At 44.5% G+C, this 26,096-nt stretch carries 28 protein-coding genes; 24 read left to right on the forward strand and 4 right to left on the reverse strand.

Annotated features, from left to right (window positions below):
- Positions 1-35: 35 nt before the first annotated feature.
- From pilM to rplI, 14 genes are all read left to right on the forward strand, one after another.
- Positions 36-1,052 carry a type IV pilus biogenesis protein PilM gene (pilM, locus tag R7D93_RS23405; protein ID WP_017821733.1) on the forward strand — a complete coding sequence of 339 codons (1,017 nt, stop codon included), beginning with the start codon at positions 36-38 and terminating at the stop codon, positions 1,050-1,052.
- Positions 1,036-1,611 carry a PilN domain-containing protein gene (locus R7D93_RS23410; protein ID WP_017821732.1) on the forward strand — a complete coding sequence of 192 codons (576 nt, stop codon included), beginning with the start codon at positions 1,036-1,038 and terminating at the stop codon, positions 1,609-1,611. The genes pilM and R7D93_RS23410 overlap by 17 nt, the downstream gene beginning before the upstream one ends.
- Positions 1,604-2,197: a type 4a pilus biogenesis protein PilO gene (locus tag R7D93_RS23415; RefSeq protein ID WP_005382767.1), complete on the forward strand. Its 594-nt coding sequence runs from the start codon at positions 1,604-1,606 to the stop codon at positions 2,195-2,197. The genes R7D93_RS23410 and R7D93_RS23415 overlap by 8 nt, the downstream gene beginning before the upstream one ends.
- Positions 2,187-2,702 carry a pilus assembly protein PilP gene (locus R7D93_RS23420; RefSeq protein WP_005382766.1) on the forward strand — a complete coding sequence of 172 codons (516 nt, stop codon included), beginning with the start codon at positions 2,187-2,189 and terminating at the stop codon, positions 2,700-2,702. Before R7D93_RS23415 ends, R7D93_RS23420 begins: the two co-directional genes overlap by 11 nt.
- 25 nt (positions 2,703-2,727) lie before the next feature.
- Entirely contained in the window at positions 2,728-4,473 is a 1,746-nt protein-coding gene (locus R7D93_RS23425; protein WP_005382765.1) for a type IV pilus secretin PilQ, read from the forward strand.
- A 187-nt stretch (positions 4,474-4,660) separates the two neighbouring features.
- Positions 4,661-5,179, forward strand: coding sequence for a shikimate kinase AroK (gene aroK, locus R7D93_RS23430; protein WP_005381319.1), 519 nt, complete (start codon positions 4,661-4,663; stop codon positions 5,177-5,179).
- A 32-nt stretch (positions 5,180-5,211) separates the two neighbouring features.
- A complete protein-coding gene (aroB, locus tag R7D93_RS23435; protein ID WP_225497164.1) occupies positions 5,212-6,312 on the forward strand; it encodes a 3-dehydroquinate synthase in 1,101 nt (366 codons plus the stop codon).
- 52 nt (positions 6,313-6,364) lie between these two features.
- Entirely contained in the window at positions 6,365-7,876 is a 1,512-nt protein-coding gene (locus tag R7D93_RS23440; RefSeq protein ID WP_225497162.1) for an SPOR domain-containing protein, read from the forward strand.
- Positions 7,877-7,945: 69 nt separating this feature from the next.
- A complete protein-coding gene (locus R7D93_RS23445; RefSeq protein ID WP_005382762.1) occupies positions 7,946-8,785 on the forward strand; it encodes a Dam family site-specific DNA-(adenine-N6)-methyltransferase in 840 nt (279 codons plus the stop codon).
- 92 nt (positions 8,786-8,877) lie between these two features.
- Positions 8,878-9,549 (forward strand): ribulose-phosphate 3-epimerase, encoded by a 672-nt coding sequence (rpe, locus tag R7D93_RS23450; RefSeq protein ID WP_005381300.1) that lies wholly within the window; start codon positions 8,878-8,880, stop codon positions 9,547-9,549.
- Positions 9,550-9,793: 244 nt separating this feature from the next.
- Positions 9,794-10,183 (forward strand): 30S ribosomal protein S6, encoded by a 390-nt coding sequence (rpsF, locus tag R7D93_RS23455; protein WP_005381299.1) that lies wholly within the window; start codon positions 9,794-9,796, stop codon positions 10,181-10,183.
- An 8-nt stretch (positions 10,184-10,191) separates the two neighbouring features.
- Positions 10,192-10,494, forward strand: a complete 303-nt coding sequence (gene priB / locus R7D93_RS23460; RefSeq protein ID WP_225497160.1) for a primosomal replication protein N — start codon at positions 10,192-10,194, stop codon at positions 10,492-10,494.
- A 16-nt stretch (positions 10,495-10,510) separates the two neighbouring features.
- Entirely contained in the window at positions 10,511-10,738 is a 228-nt protein-coding gene (gene rpsR, locus R7D93_RS23465; protein ID WP_000090472.1) for a 30S ribosomal protein S18, read from the forward strand.
- Positions 10,739-10,771: 33 nt separating this feature from the next.
- A complete protein-coding gene (gene rplI, locus R7D93_RS23470) occupies positions 10,772-11,224 on the forward strand; it encodes a 50S ribosomal protein L9 (protein WP_005382760.1) in 453 nt (150 codons plus the stop codon).
- Positions 11,225-11,301: 77 nt separating this feature from the next.
- On the opposite strand, the gene R7D93_RS23475 is transcribed toward rplI, so the two are convergent.
- Positions 11,302-12,066, reverse strand: a complete 765-nt coding sequence (locus R7D93_RS23475; RefSeq protein WP_005381276.1) for a DUF481 domain-containing protein — start codon at positions 12,064-12,066, stop codon at positions 11,302-11,304.
- Between the two features lie 221 nt (positions 12,067-12,287).
- On the opposite strand from R7D93_RS23475, the gene R7D93_RS23480 reads away from it, so the two are divergent.
- Both R7D93_RS23480 and alr read left to right on the forward strand, forming a co-directional pair.
- On the forward strand, positions 12,288-13,688 hold the full coding sequence (locus R7D93_RS23480; protein WP_005382759.1) for a replicative DNA helicase: 1,401 nt from the start codon (positions 12,288-12,290) through the stop codon (positions 13,686-13,688).
- 13 nt (positions 13,689-13,701) lie between these two features.
- A complete protein-coding gene (gene alr / locus R7D93_RS23485; RefSeq protein WP_031777284.1) occupies positions 13,702-14,778 on the forward strand; it encodes an alanine racemase in 1,077 nt (358 codons plus the stop codon).
- 38 nt (positions 14,779-14,816) lie between these two features.
- On the opposite strand, the gene R7D93_RS23490 is transcribed toward alr, so the two are convergent.
- A complete protein-coding gene (locus tag R7D93_RS23490) occupies positions 14,817-15,236 on the reverse strand; it encodes a secondary thiamine-phosphate synthase enzyme YjbQ (RefSeq protein WP_154204993.1) in 420 nt (139 codons plus the stop codon).
- 306 nt (positions 15,237-15,542) lie between these two features.
- Between R7D93_RS23490 and pgi the strand changes: the two genes are divergently transcribed.
- Entirely contained in the window at positions 15,543-17,195 is a 1,653-nt protein-coding gene (gene pgi, locus R7D93_RS23495; RefSeq protein WP_005381270.1) for a glucose-6-phosphate isomerase, read from the forward strand.
- Between the two features lie 99 nt (positions 17,196-17,294).
- Here the strand turns inward: pgi and R7D93_RS23500 are convergent, their stop codons facing one another.
- Both R7D93_RS23500 and zur read right to left on the reverse strand, forming a co-directional pair.
- Positions 17,295-17,756 carry a chemotaxis protein CheX gene (locus R7D93_RS23500; protein WP_005381269.1) on the reverse strand — a complete coding sequence of 154 codons (462 nt, stop codon included), beginning with the start codon at positions 17,754-17,756 and terminating at the stop codon, positions 17,295-17,297.
- A 9-nt stretch (positions 17,757-17,765) separates the two neighbouring features.
- Complete coding sequence (gene zur / locus R7D93_RS23505) at positions 17,766-18,230, reverse strand: zinc uptake transcriptional repressor Zur (protein WP_005381268.1); 465 nt, start codon at positions 18,228-18,230, stop codon at positions 17,766-17,768.
- Between the two features lie 321 nt (positions 18,231-18,551).
- On the opposite strand from zur, the gene dusA reads away from it, so the two are divergent.
- The 7 genes from dusA (at position 18,552) to R7D93_RS23540 (ending at position 25,555) form a co-directional block, all read left to right on the forward strand.
- Positions 18,552-19,532 (forward strand): tRNA dihydrouridine(20/20a) synthase DusA, encoded by a 981-nt coding sequence (dusA, locus tag R7D93_RS23510; protein ID WP_017821727.1) that lies wholly within the window; start codon positions 18,552-18,554, stop codon positions 19,530-19,532.
- A 164-nt stretch (positions 19,533-19,696) separates the two neighbouring features.
- Positions 19,697-19,912, forward strand: a complete 216-nt coding sequence (gene pspG / locus R7D93_RS23515) for an envelope stress response protein PspG (protein WP_005381266.1) — start codon at positions 19,697-19,699, stop codon at positions 19,910-19,912.
- 98 nt (positions 19,913-20,010) lie between these two features.
- On the forward strand, positions 20,011-20,670 hold the full coding sequence (locus R7D93_RS23520) for a TIGR04219 family outer membrane beta-barrel protein (RefSeq protein WP_213908356.1): 660 nt from the start codon (positions 20,011-20,013) through the stop codon (positions 20,668-20,670).
- A gap of 157 nt (positions 20,671-20,827) precedes the next feature.
- Positions 20,828-21,058 (forward strand): hypothetical protein, encoded by a 231-nt coding sequence (locus R7D93_RS23525; RefSeq protein WP_005381264.1) that lies wholly within the window; start codon positions 20,828-20,830, stop codon positions 21,056-21,058.
- Positions 21,059-21,175: 117 nt separating this feature from the next.
- On the forward strand, positions 21,176-23,047 hold the full coding sequence (locus tag R7D93_RS23530; protein ID WP_213868980.1) for an assimilatory sulfite reductase (NADPH) flavoprotein subunit: 1,872 nt from the start codon (positions 21,176-21,178) through the stop codon (positions 23,045-23,047).
- Complete coding sequence (gene cysI, locus R7D93_RS23535) at positions 23,047-24,783, forward strand: assimilatory sulfite reductase (NADPH) hemoprotein subunit (RefSeq protein ID WP_017821724.1); 1,737 nt, start codon at positions 23,047-23,049, stop codon at positions 24,781-24,783. Before R7D93_RS23530 ends, cysI begins: the two co-directional genes overlap by 1 nt.
- Positions 24,776-25,555: a phosphoadenylyl-sulfate reductase gene (locus R7D93_RS23540; protein ID WP_005382748.1), complete on the forward strand. Its 780-nt coding sequence runs from the start codon at positions 24,776-24,778 to the stop codon at positions 25,553-25,555. Before cysI ends, R7D93_RS23540 begins: the two co-directional genes overlap by 8 nt.
- Positions 25,556-26,096 lie beyond the last annotated feature (541 nt).

Below are 26,096 nucleotides of genomic sequence, written 5' to 3' on the forward strand. Positions count from 1 at the left end.
CTTTGCACGAAGAAATTTCGGAGCGAGAGTAAGAGATGGATAAGCTAATCGTTACCGGCATCGATATAGGCCATAACAGCCTCAAAGCCGTAGTACTTAAACCCACAGGCAACAATTACGCTCTGTTGGGTTACAAAGAAATATTACTAAAGGAAGGTATTGTCGCTGAAAATAACACCATAAATCATCAAGAAATTGTAAAGACCCTCAAGCAGATAAAAAAAGAACTGCCTTTTGGTGCTAAAAAAGTTGCGATCTCAGTTCCTGATAACTCGGTAATTAGCAAGAAACTGCAAATAGAACAAAATCTTGAAGAGAGTGAAGTTGAGTTTGCAGTGATACAAGCCTTTTCTCATCAATCGCCATTCCCTGTCGAAGAGCTGAGTTTAGACTTCGTTCGTCTTCGCGCTGAGGGCGGGCAGAGTGGCAGTGATAGCTATCAAGTGTTTGCGACAAGAAAAGATGTGGTAGAAGGCCGAGTCGATGCATTACAAAAGTCCGGACTAAAACCTGTTTTAGTGGACGTGCATTCGCAAAGCCTTGGTCATATCTGGAAGCTCACCGCCGATCGCTTTCCTGACAAAAACAAATACTGCTTACTCGATATTGGCACCTTATCGAGCTCCTTCACCATGTTTACCGAACAAGGTGAACTGTTTCACAAAGAGTTTGCTTACGGCACACGCGGAGCAAACAGCGCTTCTCCAGTCGATTTTCTGTCCGATGATGCTCAGGAGAAAACAGAGCTGTTTAACCGTCAAATCATAGAGCGAGTAAAGCGCCAGATGCAGCTCTATACCTCAATCAATGGCTCACAAAACATCAAGGGTATCTGGTTATCAGGGGAAGGGGCCTCCACTCCCATGCTCGCAGAGGAGTTGTCTCAACAATTGTCGTTAGAGTGTGAATTGCTAAATCCGCTAGGGCTATTTGAGATGAAGGTGTCTAAGCGTAAGCGTCGTGCTGTGGATTGGCAGCATTTCTCAACAGCAGCCGGACTGGCCGTTCGTGGCATTCATTGGCTAGGAGGCGCCCGTGCTTTATCGCATTAATTTACTTCCTTGGCGAGAGAGTCAAAGAGAAGAGCACCGACGTCGTTTCATCAGTTTGGTCGCATTAGGCATGTTGGTCGCTGTTGGCATCCAGTGGGGTATTGGAAAGTTTTTTGAGTACCAACAAGATCAACAACAGGAGCGGCTCGATTACCTCACTCACTACATTGCCGAACTCGACCAGCGTATTGAAGCAATGAAAATTGCAGAGCAAGAGCACAGCAAAATCCTCGAACGTCTAAAGGTCGTTGAAGGTTTACAAAACGGACGAAACAAAACGACCGAGTTCATGAACTTAATGCCTGCCGTTATCCCTGAAGGTGTATATGTCGACAAGATCAAAATGAATGATCTGGAAATTGAGATCTCTGGGATCTCTGATAGCACTCCAAAACTTGCCACGATGCTGGACAACATGGAGCGCTCGGCCAAGTTGAACGACGTAGAAATGCATTCCATCGTTCACGGCAAAGCCCGTTTTGGGAAAGAGTTTCAAACATTCAAAGTGTCTTTCATGTTCAAAGTAACGGAGAAGAAATTGGAGGCTCAACGTGGTTGATTGGCAGGATCTCGAAATAGATGAAATGGCCGAGTGGCCATTGTTGCCCCAGATTGTAGTAATCGTACTTCTGATCATGGCGATTCAAGGCTTAGGTTATTGGTTTTACCTTAAACCGAAAGAAGAACAGTTGAATCACTTGATTCAGCAGGAGCAGACACTCAAGGTGGCATTGAAGATCAAAGCGAACAAAGTGGCAGCGTTGCCTCAGCTTCAATCTCAATTGGATGAACTTACCACTCGTTACGAGTTATTACTGCAACAACTGCCTGCGCAAAAAGAGCTGGCTACAATGCTCGCTTCAGTGAATGAGCTTGGCATCGACAATAAGCTGACTTTCACCCGAATCGACTGGGGCGAAAAACAATCAGAGCACTTCCTTTATCGTCTTCCTTTAAACATAGAGTTAACGGGCGACTTTCATGACATCGGCCATTTTTCTCAGGCGATAGCGACGCTACCTCGAATCATCACGTTTAAAGATGTGACTTGGCAACGTGTCAGCCAAGAGAGCGAAACCCTGCACTTTCGGGTGCGTGCTAATACCTATCAGTTTAAGCCGGAGGAGACGAAAAATGACAAGTAAGTCTTTGTTGCTGGTACTGATGGGTTCTCTATTGATGGGCTGCCAGGCGAATGATGAATCATTGACGGATTTTATTCGAGGAGTGGAAACACAGGCGCGTCGAGAGGTCGAGAAGCTTAAGCCCGCAGACAAGTATGTTGCAGTCACGTACGCACCGGAAGTACAGCGTGCACCCTTTGAATTACCCAAAGAAGCCACTATCGCGACTCAGCCAGTTGCAAGAAAAGATTGTTGGCAACCGCCCTCAAGAAGGCGAACTGGTAAATTAGAAAAATTCCCATTAAGCCAATTACGTTTGAAAGGTGTCATGGGCATGGATAACACGGTTTCTGGCCTTGTTCAGGCTCCCAATGGCACCGTCTATAAAGTTAAGCCGGGTCAATACCTCGGACGCAATAATGGCAAAGTGACCCATGTCAGCCACTCCTACTTGTTGATTAATGAAACGTTGCCCGACGGCTTAGGATGTTGGCAAAAACGTAAAGTTAAGTTGGCTTTGAGATAGCCCCATTTATTTTTGATATTGAGTAATGAAAATGAGACAAGGATTAACACGTACACCAAGGATACTTACTGGGCTCTTCTCCTTATGGTTGTTTGTATTTTTAGCCCCTTTAGCGGCAGCTGAAGAAGTTTCGTCCAATGCCCTAAAAAGTATCGACTTTCGAACTAATAAAGATAAAGACGCCGTGATTGTCGTCGAATTGGCGTCACCGGCCGCGATTGTAGATATCAAGCGTGTACAGGAAGGGTTAAGTATCGATTTGCTTAACACTTCAGTAAAAGACGAGCAATTGTATCTCCTAGACGTGAAAGATTTTTCGACTGTGGTTGAGAGCGTAGAAGTGTTTCGCGACACCTCGACGACGCGCTTGGTTGCGCACATCAATGAAGAATACATGCATGATTACCGTTTAACGGGGCGTTTTTTGGAAATCAAAGTAGCGAAGATCAAACCCAATGAGAAAGCCCCAGATAAAAGCATTTTAGAAAGAGAAGGTAAGCTTATTTCGATTAACTTCCAAGATATTCCTGTGCGAAACGTCTTGCAGCTTATTGCTGATTACAACCAATTCAATTTGGTTGTCTCCGACTCTGTAGAAGGCAACCTCACGCTTCGTCTTGATGGTGTCCCTTGGCAGCAAGTGCTGGATATTATTTTGCAAGTTAAGGGGTTAGATAAGCGTGTTGATGGCAACGTGATTTTAGTTGCTCCGACTGATGAGTTGGACTTGCGTGAGAAGCAGCAGTTAGAAAAACAAAAACTTACGGAAGAAATGGGAGAGCTTTCATCTGAAATCATCAAAGTTAATTTTGCTAAAGCATCAGACATTGCGGAGATGATCAATGGAGAAGGAAATATCAGCATGCTGTCAGAGCGCGGCAGTATGACCATTGATGAGCGAACTAACTCGTTATTGATTAGAGAGTTACCTGAAAACATCGAGGTGATTCGAGAAATTATTGAGTCTTTGGATATTCCAGTTAAACAGGTTCAAATTGAGGCGCGTATTGTGACCATCAATGAAGGTAACATGGACGAGTTAGGGATTCGTTGGGGTTTTACGTCTATTAATGGCAGTAATACAGTGGGCGGTTCTATTGAGAACAACCTCGCCACGATCGGTCTCTATAATGGAGAAGGGGGTGATGACGGTGGTGACGGTGATGGAGTAGGGATCGATGACTTCCTAAATGTAAACTTAGCTGCAACCAGCCCGAATGCGACCAGCATTGCTTTTCAGGTCGCAAAGTTAGGTTCAGACACCTTGTTGGATCTTGAGCTTTCTGCTCTGCAACAAGAGTCTAAAGCTGAGATTATCTCGAGCCCACGTTTGATCACTACCAATAAGAAGCCTGCCTATATTGAACAAGGTACAGAGATTCCTTATCTTGAGTCATCATCAAGTGGTGCAACGACGGTGACGTTCAAAAAGGCGGTATTAAGTTTGAAAGTGACCCCGCAAATCACACCGGATAACCGCTTAGTGTTGGATTTAAGTGTCACGCAAGATAGACCTGGACAAGTCGTGAAGACAGGCACTGGTGAAGCTGTTGCGATTGATACTCAACGTATCGGGACACAAGTGTTAGTGAATAACGGTGAAACGGTCGTTCTTGGTGGTATTTTTCAGCACAGCATTACTAACTCGGTGGACAAAGTGCCTTTGTTGGGCGACCTGCCGCTATTAGGTGCTCTTTTTCGTCGAAGTTATGAGAATGTTGGCAAAAGTGAGCTGTTAATTTTCGTCACGCCTAAGGTGGTGATTCAGTAGTTCTGTCTCGGGAAAAACTGATTAAATCAAAAATAAAGTTGCAATAGTGGCACCATGCTTGGATAATTTCGGGTCTTATCACGAATTATCTGTGAGGAACTGGTGCCACAAGCCTTGTAGAACAGCAGTTTAGCTGTGTTTTCTTGTGGCGATCTTATTGAATCAATGTTGTAAATTACTGCTAAACATGGCTGAGAAACGTAATATTTTCCTTGTTGGCCCAATGGGCGCCGGCAAAAGTACAATTGGTAGACATCTAGCACAGCAACTGCATATGGAGTTTGTTGACTCCGATACAGTGATCGAAGAACGCACTGGTGCAGACATCTCTTGGGTTTTTGATGTAGAAGGTGAAGAAGGCTTCCGCAAGCGTGAAGAAGCGGTACTTGAAGACCTAACACAAGAGCAAGGCATCGTGCTTGCGACTGGCGGTGGCTCTGTTAAGAGCAAAGAAAACCGCAATCGTCTTTCGGCACGTGGTGTTGTTGTTTACTTAGAAACGACGATTGAAAAGCAACTTGCGCGTACAAACCGCGACAAGAAGCGTCCTTTACTTCAAACGGATAACCCTCGCGAAGTACTGGAGCAATTAGCTGAAGAACGTAATCCTTTATATGAAGAAGTAGCGGATTACACTGTTCGCACTGACGATCAAAGTGCAAAAGTGGTAGCCAACCAGATCGTAAAAATGCTAGAAGAGAGATAAGTCTTTATCTTTTTTTTAATTGGAGCAAACCGATGGAACGGATTACGGTCAACCTAGCTGAGCGTAGCTACCCAATCTCTATTGGCGCCGGGTTATTTGAGGACCCGGCGTACCTCTCTCAAGTTCTCTCAAACAAAAATGCAAAACAAAAAGTTGTTGTGATCAGTAATGTCACAGTGGCGCCTTTGTATGCAGACAAAATTTTAAAGCAACTCGAGCAGCTCGGTTGTAGTGCATCCTTGTTAGAATTGCCTGACGGTGAACAGTACAAAAACTTGGATGTATTTAATCAAGTAATGAACTTCTTACTGGAAGGGAGTTATGCTCGTGATGTTGTGATCATCGCGTTAGGTGGTGGTGTTATTGGCGACCTTGTGGGTTTTGCGTCTGCCTGTTACCAGCGTGGGGTCGACTTTGTTCAAATACCGACCACATTACTATCCCAAGTGGACTCTTCGGTTGGTGGAAAAACCGCGGTGAACCATCCGTTGGGTAAGAACATGATAGGTGCGTTTTACCAACCTAAAGCCGTGATCATTGATACCAACTGTCTGTCGACGTTGCCTGAACGTGAGTTCGCTGCGGGTATCGCCGAAGTCATTAAGTACGGCATTATTTACGATGCAGATTTTTTTGTATGGTTAGAAGACAATCTTGAGCGCTTGTATGTGTTGGATGAAGAAGCACTAACTTATGCGATCGCACGTTGCTGTGAAATAAAAGCGGAAGTGGTGGCTCAGGATGAGAAAGAGTCGGGCATCCGTGCTTTGCTTAACTTAGGTCACACCTTTGGTCATGCGATTGAAGCGGAACTTGGCTATGGCAATTGGCTGCATGGTGAAGCGGTATCTTCCGGCACTGTTATGGCGGCCAAAACGTCGCATCTACGTGGTCTGATCTCGGAAGAGCAATTTGAGCGTATTGTTGCGATTTTGCGTCGTGCAAAACTGCCTGTGCATACTCCAGACAGTATGAATTTCGATGACTTCATCAAGCACATGATGCGAGATAAGAAAGTCCTCTCTGGTCAATTACGATTGGTTTTGCCTACAGGCATTGGCACTGCCGAGGTAATTGCTGATACGACACAAGACGTACTCAAACAGGCAATAGACTTCGGTCGCGATATTTAACCTTGTAATGGCGCCTTTGGGCGTCATTCTTGTAGTGTATTAAGGTTATTAGATGAGTGTTGCTCACGTACTGGAATTAGATTCTCAAATCGAGTTGCTTGATAGATTAGGTCTACTGACTAACTTTGGTTCCAATCTCATTGCGATTAATGGTCATGATGGGTACGGGAAATCTTGGTTAGCGCAGCGATACCTTGAAGTGGGTGCCAGTAACAAGAATCAATGTTTGTTACTTTGTCATTCTAATCAAGACGATGTGCAGCATCGCGTCCTTATTTTGAGTCAACTGGTTTCAGACGCATTGTTTAATCAGCAAGAGCCTTTACTTGATAGCCTTGAAAGGCTTTTAGGTGATGAGCCGTGTGACATTGCAATTGTTGTCGATGATGCGCATTTATTGAGTGAGACACTTATCTCTGAGCTTTGGATGCTGGTCTTAGAGGCGCACCATAAGCCAAATTGGACCATCAATGTCTTACTGTTTACACAGTCTGGACGTTTAGAAGGTTTGCTAGCACGTCTCAGTTATGGACAAGAGATAAAGCCTGTTGAGCTTGATATTGATATGTTGTCCGAAGTGGAAGCTCGTCGTTTCTTTGAGTCACTTGTTGCGCGCTACGTCGATGATGAGTCTGAGAAACGGGTTCGAGATGCATTTAAAAAAGTCGACCCAGTACCGGGTGACATTATGGCGTTAGGAGAGATGAAAGTGGAAAAAAGGATCATTATCCGCTCGATTGTCGGTTCACCCCTGAATATTGCGTTGGTGGTATTAGTCTTACTGTTGCTTGCTGCTGGTGGCTATTGGTGGATGCTTAGTCAACCAAGTCCTGATGATAAAGCGCAGCAAATTGCTGGCAGTTTAGAGCAAACGGTTATTCCAACTTTTGAAGAGTCAGGAGTCAGTGCAGCGCAGTCTTCACTGCAACCTGTAACCGATGGCTCTAGCAGTCTTGATAAGTCTGGTGCGGTTGATGATTCTGATTCATTACCGCCAGCAGTGACAGAAGAAGTAGCGAGCGTAGGCAGTGATGACAATCAACAAAGAGTGGTGATTGAGTCGAATGTGGTCGATGCATTGCTTGAAGGTAAAGCTGATTCAGCAGACACAAAAGCGATTGATGACGTCGTAGGTACTGAGAAGACAGAAACCGCCGATGAAACTAGCTCTCCTTTGATTAAAGTCGTAAAACCGAATCAAGATATGGCGCAAGCACCTGCTCAGTCAGAAGAGGGTGAGGCAAACCAACCTGTTGTGAAGTTTTCATTTGCTCGTGAAGAACTAAAAGCGCTATCGCCAAGAGCTTATACTTTACAACTCGCAGCTATGACCTCAATGGAAGATGTACAATCCTTTCTCAATGAGCATAAACTGAATAATCAAGTGCGAATTTATCCTACCGTTCGTAATGACACCGAGTGGTATATCATCACATATCAAGATTATCCGACAATTCAAATGGCTCGTGATGCCGTCGCAAGCTTGCCAGATTCGGTTAAGTCGGTGAGTCCTTGGGCAAAATCACTCCGTCAGGTTCACCGTGAAATTGAACGAGTGAAATAAACCTGAGCTTCCCTGAAAAATATGTTACATTCCGCAGCCTTAATTTTTGGTCGATAGATAGAGCAGTAGATGAAAAAGCAACGAGCCTTTCTTAAATGGGCAGGAGGAAAATACGGACTGGTTGAAGACATCCAACGTCATTTGCCGCCGGCTCGAAAGCTAGTTGAACCTTTTGTTGGTGCGGGCTCAGTGTTTCTGAATACCGATTATGACCATTATCTACTTGCAGATATCAATCCAGATTTGATCAATCTGTACAACCTGCTGAAAGAACGCCCTGAAGAGTATATCTCTGAAGCGAAGCGTTGGTTTGTCGCTGAGAACAACCGCAAAGAAGCCTACCTACACATTCGCGCTGAGTTTAATAAAACCGATGACGTGATGTACCGCTCTTTAGCGTTTTTGTACATGAACCGCTTTGGTTTTAATGGCCTATGCCGTTACAACAAAAAAGGTGGCTTCAATGTACCGTTTGGCTCTTACAAAAAGCCGTATTTCCCTGAGGCGGAACTGGAGTTTTTTGCAGAAAAAGCCAAAAAAGCTACGTTTGTTTGTGAAGGTTATCCTGAAACATTTCGTCGTGCGCGCAAAGGGAGCGTCGTGTATTGCGATCCACCTTATGCGCCGCTTTCAAATACGGCAAATTTCACCTCATACGCAGGTAATGGTTTCACGTTGGACGACCAAGCTGCATTAGCCGACATTGCTGAAAGAACAGCGACTGAACGTGGCATTCCTGTGTTGATTTCTAACCACGACACTACCTTGACACGTCGGTTGTATCACGGTGCGGATCTTAATGTGGTAAAAGTAAAGCGTACCATTAGCCGTAATGGTAACGGTCGTAATAAAGTTGATGAGCTACTTGCGCTTTTTCATGCCCCAGACATGGATAAATCAAGCTCTTAATTCTCACACTATTATATCTAAATAGTGGATCTCCCCACTGGCTTCGGTAGAATTGCGCGCAGATTGTTTGCTCATTACTACTGAGGTCAGGTATGAAAGATTTTCTTATTGCTCCATCCATTTTATCGGCAGATTTTGCTCGTCTCGGTGAAGATGTAGAAAAAGTACTCGCAGCGGGTGCGGATGTGGTGCATTTCGACGTTATGGATAACCACTATGTACCAAACCTGACTTTTGGTGCGCCTGTGTGTAAAGCACTACGCGATTATGGCATCACAGCGCCAATCGATGTTCACCTAATGGTGAAACCCGTTGACCGTATTATTCCTGATTTCGCAAAAGCGGGTGCGTCGATGATTACGTTCCATGTAGAAGCTTCTGATCATGTAGACCGTACACTGCAGTTAATTAAAGAGCACGGCTGTCAGGCTGGTGTGGTACTAAACCCAGCAACGCCACTTGCAAGTCTTGAGTTTATTATGGATAAAGTCGACATGATTCTACTGATGTCGGTAAACCCTGGTTTTGGTGGTCAATCATTCATTCCTCATACACTAGATAAACTGCGTGCCGTTCGTAAGATGATTGACGAGTCTGGCCGTGATATCCGCTTAGAAATCGATGGCGGTGTGAAGGTTGACAACATTCGTGAAATTGCAGAAGCGGGCGCAGACATGTTTGTTGCAGGCTCGGCGATTTTCGGTGAGCCAGATTACAAACAAGTGATCGATCAAATGCGCGCTGAACTGGCTGAAGTTAAATAAGCACCGATAAGCCAGCGCAATAACACGCTGATTTTAAAGGCTGCCAGCTTGTTGGCAGCCTTTGTGTTTTCTAGTATTAGAAGAAATTAAATATCCACTGCGCTGAGCAAATAATCACTTGCCTATTTTACGCCCTTTCTGTACTATTCGTGCTCCTTAAACTCAGTCAATTATCTTTAGTTCCTTGCTTCCTCTGGACGACTGAGCCATTTGTGGAAGCTGAATAATCCGTAAGGAGCAACCAATGCGTCATTACGAAATCGTATTCATGGTGCACCCAGATCAAAGCGAGCAAGTTGCTGGCATGATCGAGCGTTACACTGGTTCAATCACTGAAGCTGGCGGTAAAATCCACCGTCTAGAAGACTGGGGCCGTCGTCAACTGGCTTACCCAATCAACAAGCTTCACAAAGCTCACTACGTTCTTATGAACGTTGAAGCTGACCAAGCTGTAATTGATGAGCTAGAAACTGCTTTCCGTTTCAACGATGCAGTTCTACGTAACATGATCATGCGTACTAAAGCAGCGATCACTGAGCAATCTATCATGCTTAAGCAAAAAGAAGAGCGTGCTCCACGTCGTGAAGAGCGTTCTGAAGCTAAGCCTGAAGCTAAGTCAGAAGCTGCTGAGTAAGTTTTCTTATGGCCAATCGAATGGAGCTGAGCGGCACCATTGCCAAACCGCCCATTCGTAGTAAAAGCCCTGGTGGCATTGAACACTGTCGGTTTTGGCTGGAGCATCGCTCTACTATTATCGAAGCTGACTTACCTCGACAAGTTTATTGTCGTATGCCGGTAGTCGTCAGCGGGCTTGGGTCACAAGTACTAACTCAGAATTTAGTTCAAGGCAGTAACATTAAGGTAAGTGGTTTTGTCACTTATCAAACCGGCCGAAATGGCGTGGGAAAATTAGTGTTACACGCCGACAACATTACTCAAATTTAAGATCAGGAGATAGCCCATGGCTCGTTTCTTCCGTCGTCGTAAATTCTGCCGTTTCACTGCAGAAGGCGTACAAGAGATTGATTACAAAGACGTAGCAACTCTTAAAAACTACATCACTGAAGCTGGTAAAATCGTACCTAGCCGTATCACTGGTACAAGCGCTAAGTACCAGCGTCAACTAGCACGTGCTATCAAGCGTTCACGCTACCTAGCTCTACTACCGTACACTGACAAGCATCAGTAATCGGTTCATTTTATTAAGAAAGAGGATTAAGCAATGCAAGTTATTCTACTTGATAAAATTGGTAACCTAGGTGGTCTTGGCGATACTGCAAACGTTAAATCTGGCTACGCTCGTAACTTCCTTATCCCACAAGGTAAAGCAGTTATGGCAACTAAAGCTAACGTTGAAATGTTTGAAGCTCGTCGTGCTGAACTAGAAGCTAAAGTTGCTGAGCAACTAGCTGCTGCAGAAGCTCGCGCAGAGAAAGTTAACGCTCTAGAAGCGGTAGTTATCGCTTCTAAAGCTGGTGACGAAGGCAAACTATTCGGTTCTATCGGTACTCGTGACATCGCTGACGCTATCACAGCTGCAGGCGTTGAAGTTGCTAAGAGCGAAGTTCGCCTTCCTGAAGGTGCTCTACGTAACACTGGTGAGTTCGAGATCAGCGTTCAACTTCACTCTGAAGTTTTCGCGACAGTTAACCTACAAGTTGTTGCTGCTGAGTAATTCAGTATCAAGACGAAATACTAAAAAGCACCTCCTTGGAGGTGCTTTTTTTATTTCTAAAACTGAGAGAAAAAGGGTTAAAAAGCGAAAAGTAAATTAACGGAAAATACGCTGTCTGCTTTGCTTAAGCCTTCAGGCACTTTATCGTGATACTGACGAGAGTGCGCCAGTTTCAGTGCGATATCTTCAGTAATATCATTGGTTACACTGAGTTCACTATCAGTACGTGTGTTACTTCTACCTGTTACCAACGTAATATCAGCTGCGAAACTTAAATTATCCAACGCATGCCAAGTTGTGTTGATATTTCCTCGAAAAATGCCTTCTCTAACGATATCGGGAAAGACAATATCGTCATCATCTATTTCGTCTAAGTTTGGCTCTTGATAGCGAAAACCAGGGCCTACTTCTACCTCTAAAATGAAGTTCTCAGTGTAGGAGAACTGGTAACCCAAACCACCTGACAACGTATAGTCTTTAAAATAAGCACTGTAGCGAGAATCCACTCCTTTAAAGCTGCCATACAAATACGTCTTAGGGCCTAACTTGTAGTCACTCTGCAGGGAATAGGTGGATGAGCGTTTGTCTTCTTCACCGTCTTTGTACAAGTTGTAGTACTTCCATTCACCATTAGAACGGTGTCGACCTGACGTATATTCAGCACTCAAACGAGCATTCAGGGAACGAGAGTCCGTGTTACCTGTGTGAGCTTGATAGCCGAACTCCACCTCGGTTTTTAGTGGGTCGGGTACATCAATATTTTGCTCTGGCTGTACTGATTCGTCAGCATACGATGCACTAGCGCACAGTAGGCTAAAGCTAAGTAACCAGTATCGGGACACATCAACCTCGAACGTAATCAAAAAGGAGGGGCATGATACTGATACAGATATTTGGTTGGGTCAATGGTAGGTTAATTTTTATTAGAGCTAGGCGGAAGAACCAGGCTATTACCCGGATGGTTCACATGATGATTTCTTAACAAGTAATTGTCGCTTCGGGGAAGCATCTCAGCTAGGTTAAGGTTATAATCGTGGGTCAATAGTAGTTATCGAGCAAAGTCATGGCGGAAAACAGAAATCGCAAACCTTCAGACAGTCAGGTCGACGCAATCAAAGTGCCACCTCACTCACTAGAAGCCGAGCAATCAGTAATTGGTGGTCTTTTACTGGATAATGAACGTTGGGACACCGTTGCCGAACGTGTTGTGAGCAGTGATTTCTATAGTCGTCCACACCGCCTGATTTTTGAAGGTGTAAAAACCATTCTTGAAGCGGGTAAACCTCTCGATCTTATTACTTTATCGGAATATCTAGAGCGTCACGAGTTGTTAGAAGATGTAGGCGGTTTTGCTTACCTCGCTGACTTGGCGAAGAATACGCCAAGTGCAGCTAACATCAATGCGTATGCTGATATTGTCGCTGAGCGTGCGATTGTTCGTGGCCTTATTGGTGTCGCGAATGAAATTGCGGACGCGGGCTATGACCCTCAAGGTCGCAGTTCTGAAGATTTAATAGACATGGCGGAGAGTAAAGTTTTTGCTATCGCCGAGTCTCGAACTAGTGAAAACGAAGGACCACAAAACGTCGACAACATCCTCGAAAAGACGTTAGAACGTATCGAGTTGTTGTATAAAACGCCACAAGATGGTGTTACCGGGGTCGATACCGGTTTCACCGATCTCAATAAGAAAACCGCAGGTTTGCAAGGCTCTGATTTGGTGATTGTCGCAGCGCGTCCATCGATGGGTAAAACGACCTTTGCAATGAACTTGTGTGAAAATGCGGCCATGCAACAAGAAAAGCCCGTACTTATTTTCTCGTTAGAGATGCCAGCTGAACAGTTGATGATGCGTATGTTGGCCTCTTTGTCTCGTGTTGACCAAACCAAGATCCGTACGGGTCAGCTAGATGACGAAGATTGGGCGCGTATTTCTTCTACTATGGGTATCCTGATGCAGAAGAAAAATATGTACATTGATGATAGCTCTGGTCTAACTCCGACCGAAGTGCGTTCGCGCGCTCGCCGTATCGCTCGTGAACATGGCGGTCTATCGATGATCATGGTCGACTACCTTCAGTTGATGCGCGTGCCTTCGTTAACCGATAACCGTACTCTTGAGATTGCTGAGATCTCTCGCTCTCTTAAGGCGCTGGCAAAAGAGCTAAATGTGCCTGTTGTGGCACTGTCGCAGCTAAACCGTTCCCTAGAGCAACGTGCGGATAAACGACCAGTAAACTCGGACTTGCGTGAATCCGGTTCCATCGAGCAGGATGCCGACTTGATCATGTTCATCTACCGTGATGAGGTTTATCACCCAGATAGTCCGTACAAAGGTACGGCCGAAATCATTATTGGTAAACAGCGTAACGGTCCTATCGGCTCTGTTCGCCTCACTTTCCAAGGTCAACATTCGCGTTTCGACAACTACGCGGGTCCTGCATTCGATATTGATGATGAGTAATTCCATGAGCTATATGAAAGCGGCCAAGGCGTGCATTGATTTGTCTGCGTTGCAGCACAACTTACAGCGCGTAAAAGCTCAAGCGCCACAAAGTAAAGTGATGGCTGTCGTCAAGGCCAATGGTTATGGTCACGGATTACGTCATGTCGCAAAACATGCTAACCATGCGGATGCGTTTGGCGTGGCTCGCATTGAAGAAGCATTGCAACTGCGCGCTTGTGGAGTAGTAAAGCCGATTCTATTGCTAGAAGGTTTTTACTCTCCTGGTGATTTACCTGTTCTTGTGACGAACAACATCCAAACCGTGGTGCACTGTGAAGAGCAGCTTATCGCCTTGGAGCAAGCAGACCTTGAAACTCCGGTTGTCGTGTGGCTGAAGATTGACAGTGGCATGCACCGCCTTGGGGTTCGTCCTGAACAATATGACGAGTTTGTAACGCGGCTGAAGGAGTGTCCAAATGTAGCGAAACCGTTGCGTTACATGAGCCACTTTGGCTGTGCAGATGAGCTGGATAGCGATATTACCCCACAACAGATTGAGCTGTTTAAATCGTTGACTTCTGGTTGCCAAGGGGAACGTTCACTGGCGGCATCTGCGGGGTTATTGGCATGGCCTCAAAGCCATTTAGATTGGGTTCGTCCGGGTATTATCATGTATGGTGTGTCGCCATTCGATGACAAAACGGCGCAAGATCTTGGGTATCAGCCTGTCATGACACTTAAATCCCACCTTATTGCGGTACGTGAAGTGAAGAAGGGCGAAAGTGTTGGCTATGGTGGTATTTGGACCAGTGAGCGAGATACAAAAGTTGGGGTCATCGCTGTAGGGTATGGCGACGGTTACCCAAGAAGTGCTCCAAACGGTACGCCGGTGTGGGTTAATGGCCGTAAAGTACCTATTGCAGGTCGAGTTTCCATGGATATGCTGACGGTCGATTTGGGACCAGACGCAACGGATAAAGTCAGCGACGAAGCGATTCTTTGGGGGAAAGAGCTCCCAGTAGAAGAAGTGGCGGGTCACATTGGTACGATTGCGTATGAACTCGTGACTAAGCTAACGCCTCGCGTCGAGATGGAATACTCCAAATAAACAACGAAAGGCTAACCCAAGGTTAGCCTTTGTTTTATCTACTCACCGTTAATCGTAGCAATAACGCGGCGGTCGCCACCAAAGTCTCGATGCTCACCCAAGTAAATACCTTGCCATGTTCCTAAAGCTAATCGACCATTTTGGATTGGTACCGTCACACTACTGCCAAGCAGTGATGCTTTAATATGTGCCGGCATGTCGTCGTCACCTTCATAGGTGTGCTGATAATAAGGAGCACGCTCTGGCACAAACTTATTGAAGTGCGCTTCCATGTCCATACGCACGGTTGGATCAGCATTCTCATTTAAGGTCAAACTGGCGGAAGTGTGCTGAATAAATAAGTGTAATAAACCTACTGAAAGTTCGTTTATTTGTGGTAATTGTTGTTCAATTTCATCAGTTATCAGGTGAAAACCGCGGCTTCTCGCTTTTAATTGCAGTGTTTTTTGTGCCCACATACGTGTTCCTTTGGAAATTTATAAATTGGCGTCTATCCTATTCCAATTAGAGCCTGTCATTAGTAAATGATATGATTCTTGTCATCGTAAATGAATTGTTCAATTTCAGGGCAGGGAACGTGACCTAACTCAATGTGAGTGTAAAAGCTCTCGGTCATAATTGGCGCCTGAAAAAAAATTACAAAGACTTGTTTTGTGGCAATTTGCCCAAACATCTAATTTATATTCTATTTGCTAAATCGGGGATTCCACAGTTTTCGCTAGACTGTAAGGAATGGAACCTACTGTAACATCGGGATAAAGACCATGTTGAAAAATATCAATCCAACGCAAACACAAGCTTGGAAAGCGCTAACGGCGCATTTCGAATCTGCACAAGATATGGATCTTAAAGAGCTGTTTGCTCAAGACGCAGCGCGTTTCGACAAATACTCTGCACGTTTCGGCTCAGACATCCTAGTCGATTACTCAAAGAACCTCATCAATGAGGAAACTCTGAAGCACCTGTTTGCTCTTGCGAAAGAGACCGAGCTGAAATCTGCAATTGAAGCGATGTTCAGTGGTGAAGCGATCAACCAAACAGAAGGTCGCGCTGTTCTTCACACTGCACTACGTAACCGCGCTAATACTCCAGTTATGGTAGACGGCGAAGACGTAATGCCAGCAGTGAACGCGGTTCTAGAAAAAATGAAATCATTCACTGAGCGCGTTATCGGCGGTGAATGGAAAGGTTACACAGGCAAAGCAATTACTGATATTGTGAACATCGGTATCGGCGGTTCTGACCTTGGCCCTTACATGGTGACGGAAGCTCTAGCGCCATACAAAAATCATCTAAACCTTCACTTCGTATCTAACGTTGATGGTACACACATCGTTGAAACGTTGAAGAAAGTTAACCCAGAAACGACGTTATTCTTGATCGCGTCTAAGACGTTTACAACGCAAGAAACCATGACTAACGCGCACACTGCTCGTGATTGGTTCCTAGAATCTGCGGGTGATCAGGCTCATGTGGCTAAACACTTTGCTGCGCTTTCAACAAACGCGACAGCCGTGTCTGAATTTGGTATCGATACAGCGAACATGTTTGAATTCTGGGACTGGGTTGGTGGCCGTTACTCACTATGGTCTGCGATCGGTCTATCAATTGCACTAGCAGTAGGTTTCGACAACTTTGTTGAGTTGCTTGATGGTGCTCACGAGATGGACAAGCACTTCGTATCAACAGATCTAGAAAGCAATATTCCAGTGATTCTTGCTTTGATTGGTATTTGGTACAACAACTTCCACGGTGCGGAGTCAGAAGCTATCCTACCTTACGATCAATACATGCACCGTTTTGCAGCATATTTCCAGCAAGGCAACATGGAATCAAACGGTAAATACGTTGACCGTGACGGCAATGCTGTAACTTACCAAACTGGCCCAATCATTTGGGGTGAACCAGGTACCAACGGTCAGCACGCGTTCTACCAGCTAATTCACCAAGGTACTAAGCTTATCCCATGTGACTTCATTGCACCTGCAATTAGCCACAACCCAGCTAGCGATCATCACCAAAAACTGATGTCTAACTTCTTCGCGCAAACTGAAGCTCTAGCGTTTGGTAAAAATGAAGAAACCGTGAAAGAAGAGTTGGTGAAAGTAGGTAAGAATGCTGAAGAAGTGGCAGCGATTGCGCCATTCAAAGTGTTTGAAGGTAACCGTCCAACAAACTCTATTCTAGTGAAGCAAATCACGCCTCGTACGCTAGGTAACTTGATCGCAATGTACGAACACAAAATTTTCGTACAAGGTGTTATCTGGAATATCTTCAGCTTTGACCAGTGGGGCGTGGAGCTAGGTAAACAACTGGCTAACCAAATCCTACCTGAGCTTGCAGACGAGTCTCAAATCAGCTCGCATGACAGCTCAACAAACGGTCTAATCAACGCATTTAAAGCGTTCAAAGCTTAATGTTTGAATAGATAAAGAAAAGGTCAGCAAATGCTGACCTTTTTATTGCCTGAGGCAAAAACAAAATAGGTTGGCCAGTGCCAACCTATTTTTTCTCTTTTATTCGAAGCAAATTTCGATAAAGGCATTTCCCCATTGGGAAGAGAAAGGCATGATAATAATTGAGCCTTCACACTTGTGGCGAATCGTATGACCTCGGCCCGAAACCACAACCGGTGTTGCCATATCAAAGTCAAAACCACTTTCCGCCAGAATGCGTTTCGCACCACCAGTAACCATGTTGGTGATCTCACCCACCATATCGGTCACTTCTTCATTGAGCCCATTTGGACGTTCACCAAGCATGTTCTGCATGATTTCTAGGGCGAGTGCTTCATCAAAGGTGATCGACATTGAACCACGAGTTTGTGGGCCTACCATACCAATCAGACCAGAAACGTCACCTCGTGCGATCTCATCTTTTTTGATTCGCGGTTTTTGTGGCTTCAGCTCAAGAGAAGCCATAGTTTTTAGCACGTTCATTAAAGAAGCTAAAAACGGGTTTACAAATTCAGCGCGCATAACGTTCTTCTATACTTTTTCTTTCGTCTCGGAGGAACAGGCCTGGCATTCACCATGAGTTTCAATAACTTGGTTGGTCAGTTTGAATCCATGCTTCTCGGCGTTTTCGGCTAACAAGGATATCAGCGTCTCATCTTCGAGTTCAACGACATCACCACATTTATCGCAAATTAGTAATTGGAAAAAGTGCTGCTGAGTATTGAAAGAACAACAAGTAATAAAGCTATTTGTCGATTCCACTCGGTGGATGAAGCCTTGTTCTAGGAGAAAATCTAATGCTCGATAAACAGTGGGCGGCTTAGCCTGAGGCTCACTCTCTTTTAGTTGCTCCAATAGCTCATACGCACTTGAGGCGCGGCGATTAGAACAAATGAGTTCAAATACGCGTCGGCGTTGCGGAGTCAGTCGTACTCCACGCTCTGCGCAGATACTTTCAATTTGTTCAATGATTGTTGGGTTCAAACCTTTCACCATAACTATCGGACGTGCTCTATGATAAATCATTTCTATACGAAGTTCGTTTAGAAATGCTTCATTTTACCCACTATCAGAACGAAAATCATGAATTAAAGCAAGTCGGTGGTGGTGTGAAGGCGGAATAATCATCACAGAATGAATCAACGAATGACAGATTCGTATTACTTCTGCGTATTCCTAAGCACTTGGCTAGTCAGCCAACCAAATCATTCTCGCTGAAACTAGCACCCAGAGGTGCTTGGGTATACAATACCCGACTTATTTTTTGAGCGTACTGCTGCGCTCGACCTTGGCAACATAAAAACGGGTGTTTATATCATGACTCATTCTTGCAGGCTCTCCGTAGCACCAATGTTAGATTGGACTGATCGTCATTGTCGCTACTTCCATCGCTTAATGACCAAAGAAACCCTGCTGTACACTGAAATGGTGACGACAGGTGCGATCATTCATGGAAAAGGAGATTTCCTGGCTTATAACGAAGAAGAGCATCCGTTAGCCCTTCAACTTGGTGGTTCAAACCCAGCAGATTTGGCTACGTGTGCCAAGCTAGCGCAAGAGCGTGGCTACGATGAGATTAACCTAAATGTGGGGTGTCCATCTGACCGCGTACAAAACGGTCGATTTGGTGCTTGCCTAATGGCTGAACCGCAGTTAGTTGCGGATTGTGTCGCAGCAATGAAAGACGTGGTCGATATCCCTGTAACAGTTAAGACTCGCATTGGTATTGATGATCAAGACTCTTACGAGTTCTTAACGGATTTCGTTTCTATTGTTTCAGAAAAGGGTGGCTGTGAGCAGTTCACTATCCATGCTCGTAAAGCTTGGTTAAGTGGTTTAAGCCCAAAAGAAAACCGTGAGATCCCACCATTGGATTACCCACGCGCTTACCAATTGAAGCAAGACTTCTCACACCTAACGATTGCGATTAACGGTGGCGTGAAGTCATTAGAAGAAGCAAAAGCACATCTTCAGCATCTTGACGGTGTGATGATTGGTCGTGAAGCATACCAAAGCCCATATCTACTGGCATCGGTAGACCAAGAGTTGTTTGGCTCTAACGCTCCAGTGAAGAAACGCAGCGAAATTGTTGAAGAGATGTACCCATACATTGAAGCGCAATTAGCGAAAGGTGCGTACCTTGGTCACATTACCCGTCACATGTTAGGTTTGTTCCAAAGCATGCCCGGTGCTCGTCAATGGCGTCGTCATATCAGTGAAAATGCGCACAAACCAGGTTCTGGTCTAGAAGTATTGCAAGACGCGCTAGCTAAGATTCCAAAAGAATTGAATGTGTAAAATTCGCCAGTGAATGGCTAAAATTACCAACTAAAGAATGATAAAGCCAGAGTGCAGAAATGCCTCTGGTTTTGTTTTTTTATTAAAAATCATAATCTTAAATTCTTCTCTATAAGTTGGTATGGAAACTGCTCTGTTTATTGAAAACAAATGGAGAAGTGATTATGTTGGAGCTAATCTTTATTTTAGTCTTTGCGGCGACCTTGTTGGTTACGGGTATCACAATGATGACCGTATTCGCAGCAACTGGTATTGCGTTAGTTGTGATGTTTTTACTGGGAATGGTTGGAGCGGTACTCAAACTATTACCATGGTTAATCGTGATTGCATTGGGTATTTGGTTCTTCAAGAATTACGTCGCTCAGCCCCGCTATAAATAATGAGTAACATCATTTAGTTGATGGAGAGGCGTGAGAATATGGTATATTTCCTCCCACGTCCTCTACGTGAATATCAGCTATCTCGGAGTAAATACTACATGACAAATAAAGCGAACATCGCTTTAACGGCATTATCGTTGGCAGTATCTTTTCCTGTTTTTGCAGAGTACTCTGTATCGACAAAAGTCGGCGCAGAGGTATGGGCTGCCGACACTAAAGTTAATGAAGTGAGACGAGATAGCAGTACCGCAGGCACTTTTTACGCGGCGATTGAACATGATGTAAAATACGTCCCTAATGCGCGCCTTCGTTACTCAAGTGTTGATGCGGATTACATGGGGGTCGATAAGCTCGATTTAACCTTGTATTACCACGTTCTAGAGCATGATTTATTGCACTTTGATGCGGGTCTCACGTTCAGTAATTTAAGTGACACTAAATACATTGATGCTGGCTCAAGCAGGCGTGTAGAAGAATTTGATGAGCTGATTTGGGCTTGGTATGGTTACGCAGAAATTCAAGTTCCGGATACAAACTTTGATGTGATTGGTGAGATAAACTTTGGTGACAACAAAGGTATCAAAAGCACCGATTTCATGGCAGGTGTTCAATACAATGTACCGCTCGAAAAAGCTCGACTGGTTTTTCGTGGAGGTTACCGTGTGATTGATTTAGAGTCCGATAAATTCATGTCGGATCTAGGGAAAGAGTTTATTTTTGCTAACGGCTTCTTTGTGAGTGCGGAATACGCGTTCTAAACTCAGCCATACTAGATATTCGATTTACTTAAAACGTCGCTTTATAAGCGGCGTTTTTTTATATCACTTCATTATATCCAATCGAAATTTCTCCCTATTTGGCTGACTTAGACCATGCTTACCTAGGAGCAATGTGAAAGTTAAAGCAGGGATAGCGATGACAATAAATGAACTAAGACATCTATTCCGTGAAAATCAGCTTATCGAAGCGATTATTGAGCCTGCAATCCAAGAGGGTGGTTGGGTTGTAGAGTTTAGACATGCGCGCGGTGGTTTTGTTTTTCTAACGGACAGTCACGGCGAAGAATGTCTTTATGAAGATTTGGATACTGCGTCAAAATCGGCAATGGCAGTAGGCTTTCAACAAGTCCGCATTGAAGATCGATGAGCAAAAAGTAAGCCGTTCTTACTTCCAAAAAGTTATAAAACATTCACTTCTATTCTTTCTTGTTATTAAGGAGAGTGGGTACTCTATCGTCACGCAATGAATAGGGATGTCGTGATAATGTCTTTTCAAAAGAATGAGTATTCTCACAAGAATGTGTCTGAAGATAATAATGGGCAAGGAGGAAATCCTCCAATCGCAAGCCCTCTGAATGACCAACAAATTAGCTCACTCCAACAAACTGTCTCTGAGTTGTCTTCACAGCAACTTGCTTGGGTCAGTGGGTATTTTTGGGGATTAGCTCAAAATCAACCAAACACAGCGGTAACGCCAATTGCACAAGCAACGGCAGCCGTATCAGCGAAGCCAGCAGGTAAGTTGAGTATTATTTTTGCTTCCCAAACGGGCAATGCTAAAGGTGTTGCTGAAGCTCTGGAACAGGAAGCAAAAGCAGAAGGAATTGCAGTCGAACTTTTTGATGCAAGCGATTACAAAGGTAAAAACTTAGCCAAAGAAACGCATGTCATTATTGTGGCATCGACTAACGGCGAAGGCGAAGCGCCAGACAATGCCATTGAGCTACATGAGTTTTTGCAATCGAAGAAGGCTCCAAAGCTGCCAAACCTGCAATATGGTGTTATTGCATTGGGAGATTCTAGCTACGAGTTCTTCTGTCAGACCGGTAAAGACTTCGACACTTACCTATCAAAGCTAGGCGCGACTCCATTTATCGAGCGTCTTGATTGCGATGTGGATTATGAAGCCCCTGCAACTGAATGGCGTAAGAATGCGTTAGACAAGGTAAAAGATACACTGTCTTCTGGCTCTGAAGCGGATGTGGTTCAACTTCCTGTGGGTCAAGCTGCGACTGCGCACTCTCCTTACAATAAACAAAATCCGTACACTGCGACGTTACTGACCAGTCAAAAAATCACGGGCCGTGACTCTGGAAAAGACGTTCGTCATATAGAAATCGACTTAGAAGGCTCGGGCTTAACGTATCAGCCTGGTGATGCACTAGGTGTGTGGTTTGAAAATAGCTCGGAACTTGCAAATGCCATTCTTGGTAAGGTCGGTTTGTCTGGGGTTGAGACTGTTGACGTTGATGGTGAAAGCTTGTCAATCCACAGTGCTCTTGTGAGTAAATATGAAATCACAACATCTAACCCACAGCTCATCACAAAGTTTGCCGAGTTATCCGGTAGCAAGAAGCTACAAAAGTTAGTTGAAGATAAAGATAAGCTTCGCGAGTACTCTGCAAATACTCAAATCGTTGATGTACTGGCAGAAAAGAAAACCAAGTTAACCGCAGATGAATTGATTGGTTTGCTTCGTCGTCTTACTCCACGCCTTTACTCTATTGCATCAAGCCAAGAAGAGGTCGATGAAGAAGTACACCTAACGGTTGCTTTGGTTGAGTACGAACAAAACGACGAAAAACGGTATGGTGGTGCGTCTAGTTTCTTAGCACAGCGTCTCGAAGAGGGGGATGAAGTTAAAGTATTTGTTGAGCATAACAACAACTTCAAACTGCCGGAAGATGATAGCACTCCAATTATCATGGTTGGTCCTGGCACAGGGATCGCACCATTCCGTAGCTTTATTCAGGAACGTGAAAACCGCGATTCTGAAGGCAAAAACTGGTTGTTCTTTGGTGATCGCACGTTCACTCAAGACTTCTTATACCAAGTGGAATGGCAAAAGTATCTCAAGTCAGGAGTACTAAGCCGATTGGATGTTGCCTTTAGTCGTGACCAAGTAGAAAAGGTTTACGTACAACATCGCATCTTAGAAAACGCAGCTCATGTGTGGCAGTGGATCCAAGAAGGCGCTTATATCTATGTCTGCGGTGATGCAACGCGTATGGCAAAAGATGTGCACGACGCATTGGTTATCGTTGCTGAACAAGAAGGCAAGATGCCGCGTGACGATGCAGAACAATTTATTAATGACCTACGTAAAGCGAAACGTTATCAGAGGGATGTGTACTAATGACTTTTTCTACGGACAATAATAAGCAGGTTGTATTAGGTGAAGAGTTAGGGCCGCTATCTGATAACGAGCGCCTGAAGCGAGAAAGCAACTTATTACGTGGCACCATTGAGCAAGATTTACAGGACCGTATTACTGGTGGCTTTACTGCCGACAACTTCCAGTTAATTCGTTTCCACGGTATGTATCAACAAGACGATCGTGATATCCGTAATGAACGCACAAAGCAAAAACTAGAACCATTACATAATGTGATGCTTCGTGCTCGTATGCCTGGAGGCATCATCACGCCAACGCAATGGTTAGCGATCGACAAGTTCGCAACGGAGCACTCTTTATATGGAAGTATTCGTCTGACGACTCGCCAAACGTTCCAGTTTCATGGGGTATTAAAACCGAATATTAAGTTGATGCATCAAACGCTCAACAGTATTGGCATTGATTCGATTGCAACCGCGGGTGATGTAAACCGTAACGTGTTGTGTACCACTAATCCAGTGGAGTCAGAGTTACACCAAGAAGCTTACGAATGGGCGAAGAGAATCAGTGAACACCTGCTTCCGAAAACACGCGCTTATGCAGAGATTTGGCTAGACGGTGAAAAAGTAGAAAGCACGGAAGAAGACGAACCGATTCTAGGCAAGAACTACTTACCACGTAAGTTTAAAACCACAGTGGTTATCCCACCGCAAAATGACGTAGATGTACACGCTAACGATCTCAACTTCGTAGCGATTGCAGATAACGGCAAGCTGGTTGGTTTTAACGTCCTGGTCGGAGGCGGCTTAGCGATGACGCATGGCGATACATCAACTTATCCGCGCCGCGCTGACGACTTTGGCTTTATTCCGCTGGACAAGACACTTGATGTTGCCGCAGCTGTAGTAACAACTCAGCGCGACTGGGGTAACCGTTCAAACCGTAAGAACGCAAAAACCAAATACACATTGGATCGTGTAGGTAGCGATGTCTTTAAAGCGGAAGTCGAGAAACGTGCTGGTGTTAAGTTTGAGCAAAGCCGTCCATATGAATTCACAGAACGTGGTGACCGTATTGGCTGGGTAGAAGGAATTGATGGTAAATATCATTTAGCGCTTTTCATCGAAAACGGTCGCTTATTAGACTTTCCAGGTAAACCACTTAAGACGGGTGTTGCTGAAATTGCCAAAATCCACAAAGGCGATTTCCGCATGACAGCGAACCAAAACCTAATTGTTGCGGGTGTACCTAAAAACGAAAAAGCGAAAATTGAAAAGATCGCTCGTGAACATGGCTTAATGGACGACGGCGTAAGTGAACAGCGTAAGAACTCAATGGCGTGTGTTGCTTTTCCAACTTGTCCGCTAGCGATGGCAGAAGCTGAACGTTTCCTTCCTCAGTTTGTTACTGATGTGGAGGGGATTCTGGAAAAGCACAACCTACCAGAAAATGACAACATCATTTTGCGTGTAACTGGGTGTCCAAATGGTTGTGGTCGCGCAATGTTGGCTGAAATTGGTCTAGTTGGCAAAGCGCCGGGTCGTTACAACTTGCACCTAGGTGGTAACCGTGCCGGTACTCGAGTACCAAAAATGTATAAAGAGAACATCACGGATAAGCAAATCTTAGAAGAGATTGATCTGCTGGTGGCTCGATGGTCGAAAGAGCGTGAAGAAGGCGAAGCCTTTGGCGATTTCACTATTCGTGCTGGCATTATCCAAGAAGTGCTCGTATCAAAGAGGGACTTTCATGCTTGATTCTGTAGCATCCAAGCTGGAGCTCACAGAGTTACTGACATTAACAAAGACGGAGCAAATCCTCCGTCTTGCTCAAATTAATGTCGAGCTCGAAAAGCTTTCAGCACAAGAGAGAGTAGCGTGGGCTTTAGATAATCTAGAAGGCGAGTTCGCGGTTTCTTCTAGTTTTGGTATTCAAGCCGCGGTTATGCTTCATTTAGTTACTCGCGCCAAAGCGGACATCCCCGTCATTCTAACCGATACTGGTTACCTGTTTGCTGAGACGTACCGATTTATCGATGAGCTGACAGATGCTCTCAACCTAAATTTAAAAGTTTATCGAGCCAAGGAAAGTGCGAATTGGCAAGAAGCTCGATATGGAAAATTATGGGAGCAAGGCGTAGAGGGAATTGAAAAATACAACAAGCTCAATAAAGTTGAGCCGATGCGTCGAGCGTTAAAAGAGCTTAATGTTGGAACGTGGTTCTCTGGACTGCGTCGAGAGCAAAGTAAATCTCGTGCAGGTTTACCGATTCTATCAATTCAGAACGGTGTGTTTAAATTTCTACCAGTAATTGATTGGACTAATAAAGACGTTCATTACTACTTAGAACAACACGGCCTTAAATACCACCCATTGTGGGATGAAGGTTACCTTTCAGTTGGTGATACACATACTACTCGTAAATGGGAGCCGGGAATGTCAGAGGAAGAAACTCGATTCTTTGGCTTAAAGCGAGAATGTGGCCTACACGAAGATGATGGCTCTGAACAAGATGGGTCTGGCATATAGCCATAATGCTCTTTAAATAGAGTTTAGGTTAAGTTTAATAAAGATAGCTGCAATAAAGCAGCTTTCTTTATTTATGGTACTTGAAAAACACGTCTCAAAGAACAATTCTGTGGATAAGTTGTGTGAGAGTTTGGGGTAAAGTTGAATAAATAAAGGTTTGATCGAAAACTCATCGTTTAACTATTATTTTTGCAATTTTTGAAAAATAACACTTGCCAATGTGAGCGCGATCTCTATAATGCCTCCTCGTCGACAGGGCAAGGCCTCACAAGGGGTTAAGCGAAGTTGATAAGGCTGAAAAGAAAAACGAAATAATTTGAAGAAAGTGTTTGACACAATAAATTATCTCGCTAGAATGGCCGCCTCTTCCGAAGTGATGTCAATCACAAAGAAGAGTTGCTCTTTAACAATATAGACCTATCAATCTGTGTGGGCACTCGTTGATGATAATGCAATTGGATACCTCGGTATCAAATTAGGTTTCAATGAAACGAAGTGACCATTGAATCGAAAGATTCAGCACAGTCAATTCAAACATTAC

The sequence above is a fragment of the Vibrio sp. YT-15 genome (assembly GCF_033337445.1).
GTDB classification, from domain to species: domain Bacteria; phylum Pseudomonadota; class Gammaproteobacteria; order Enterobacterales; family Vibrionaceae; genus Vibrio; species Vibrio alginolyticus.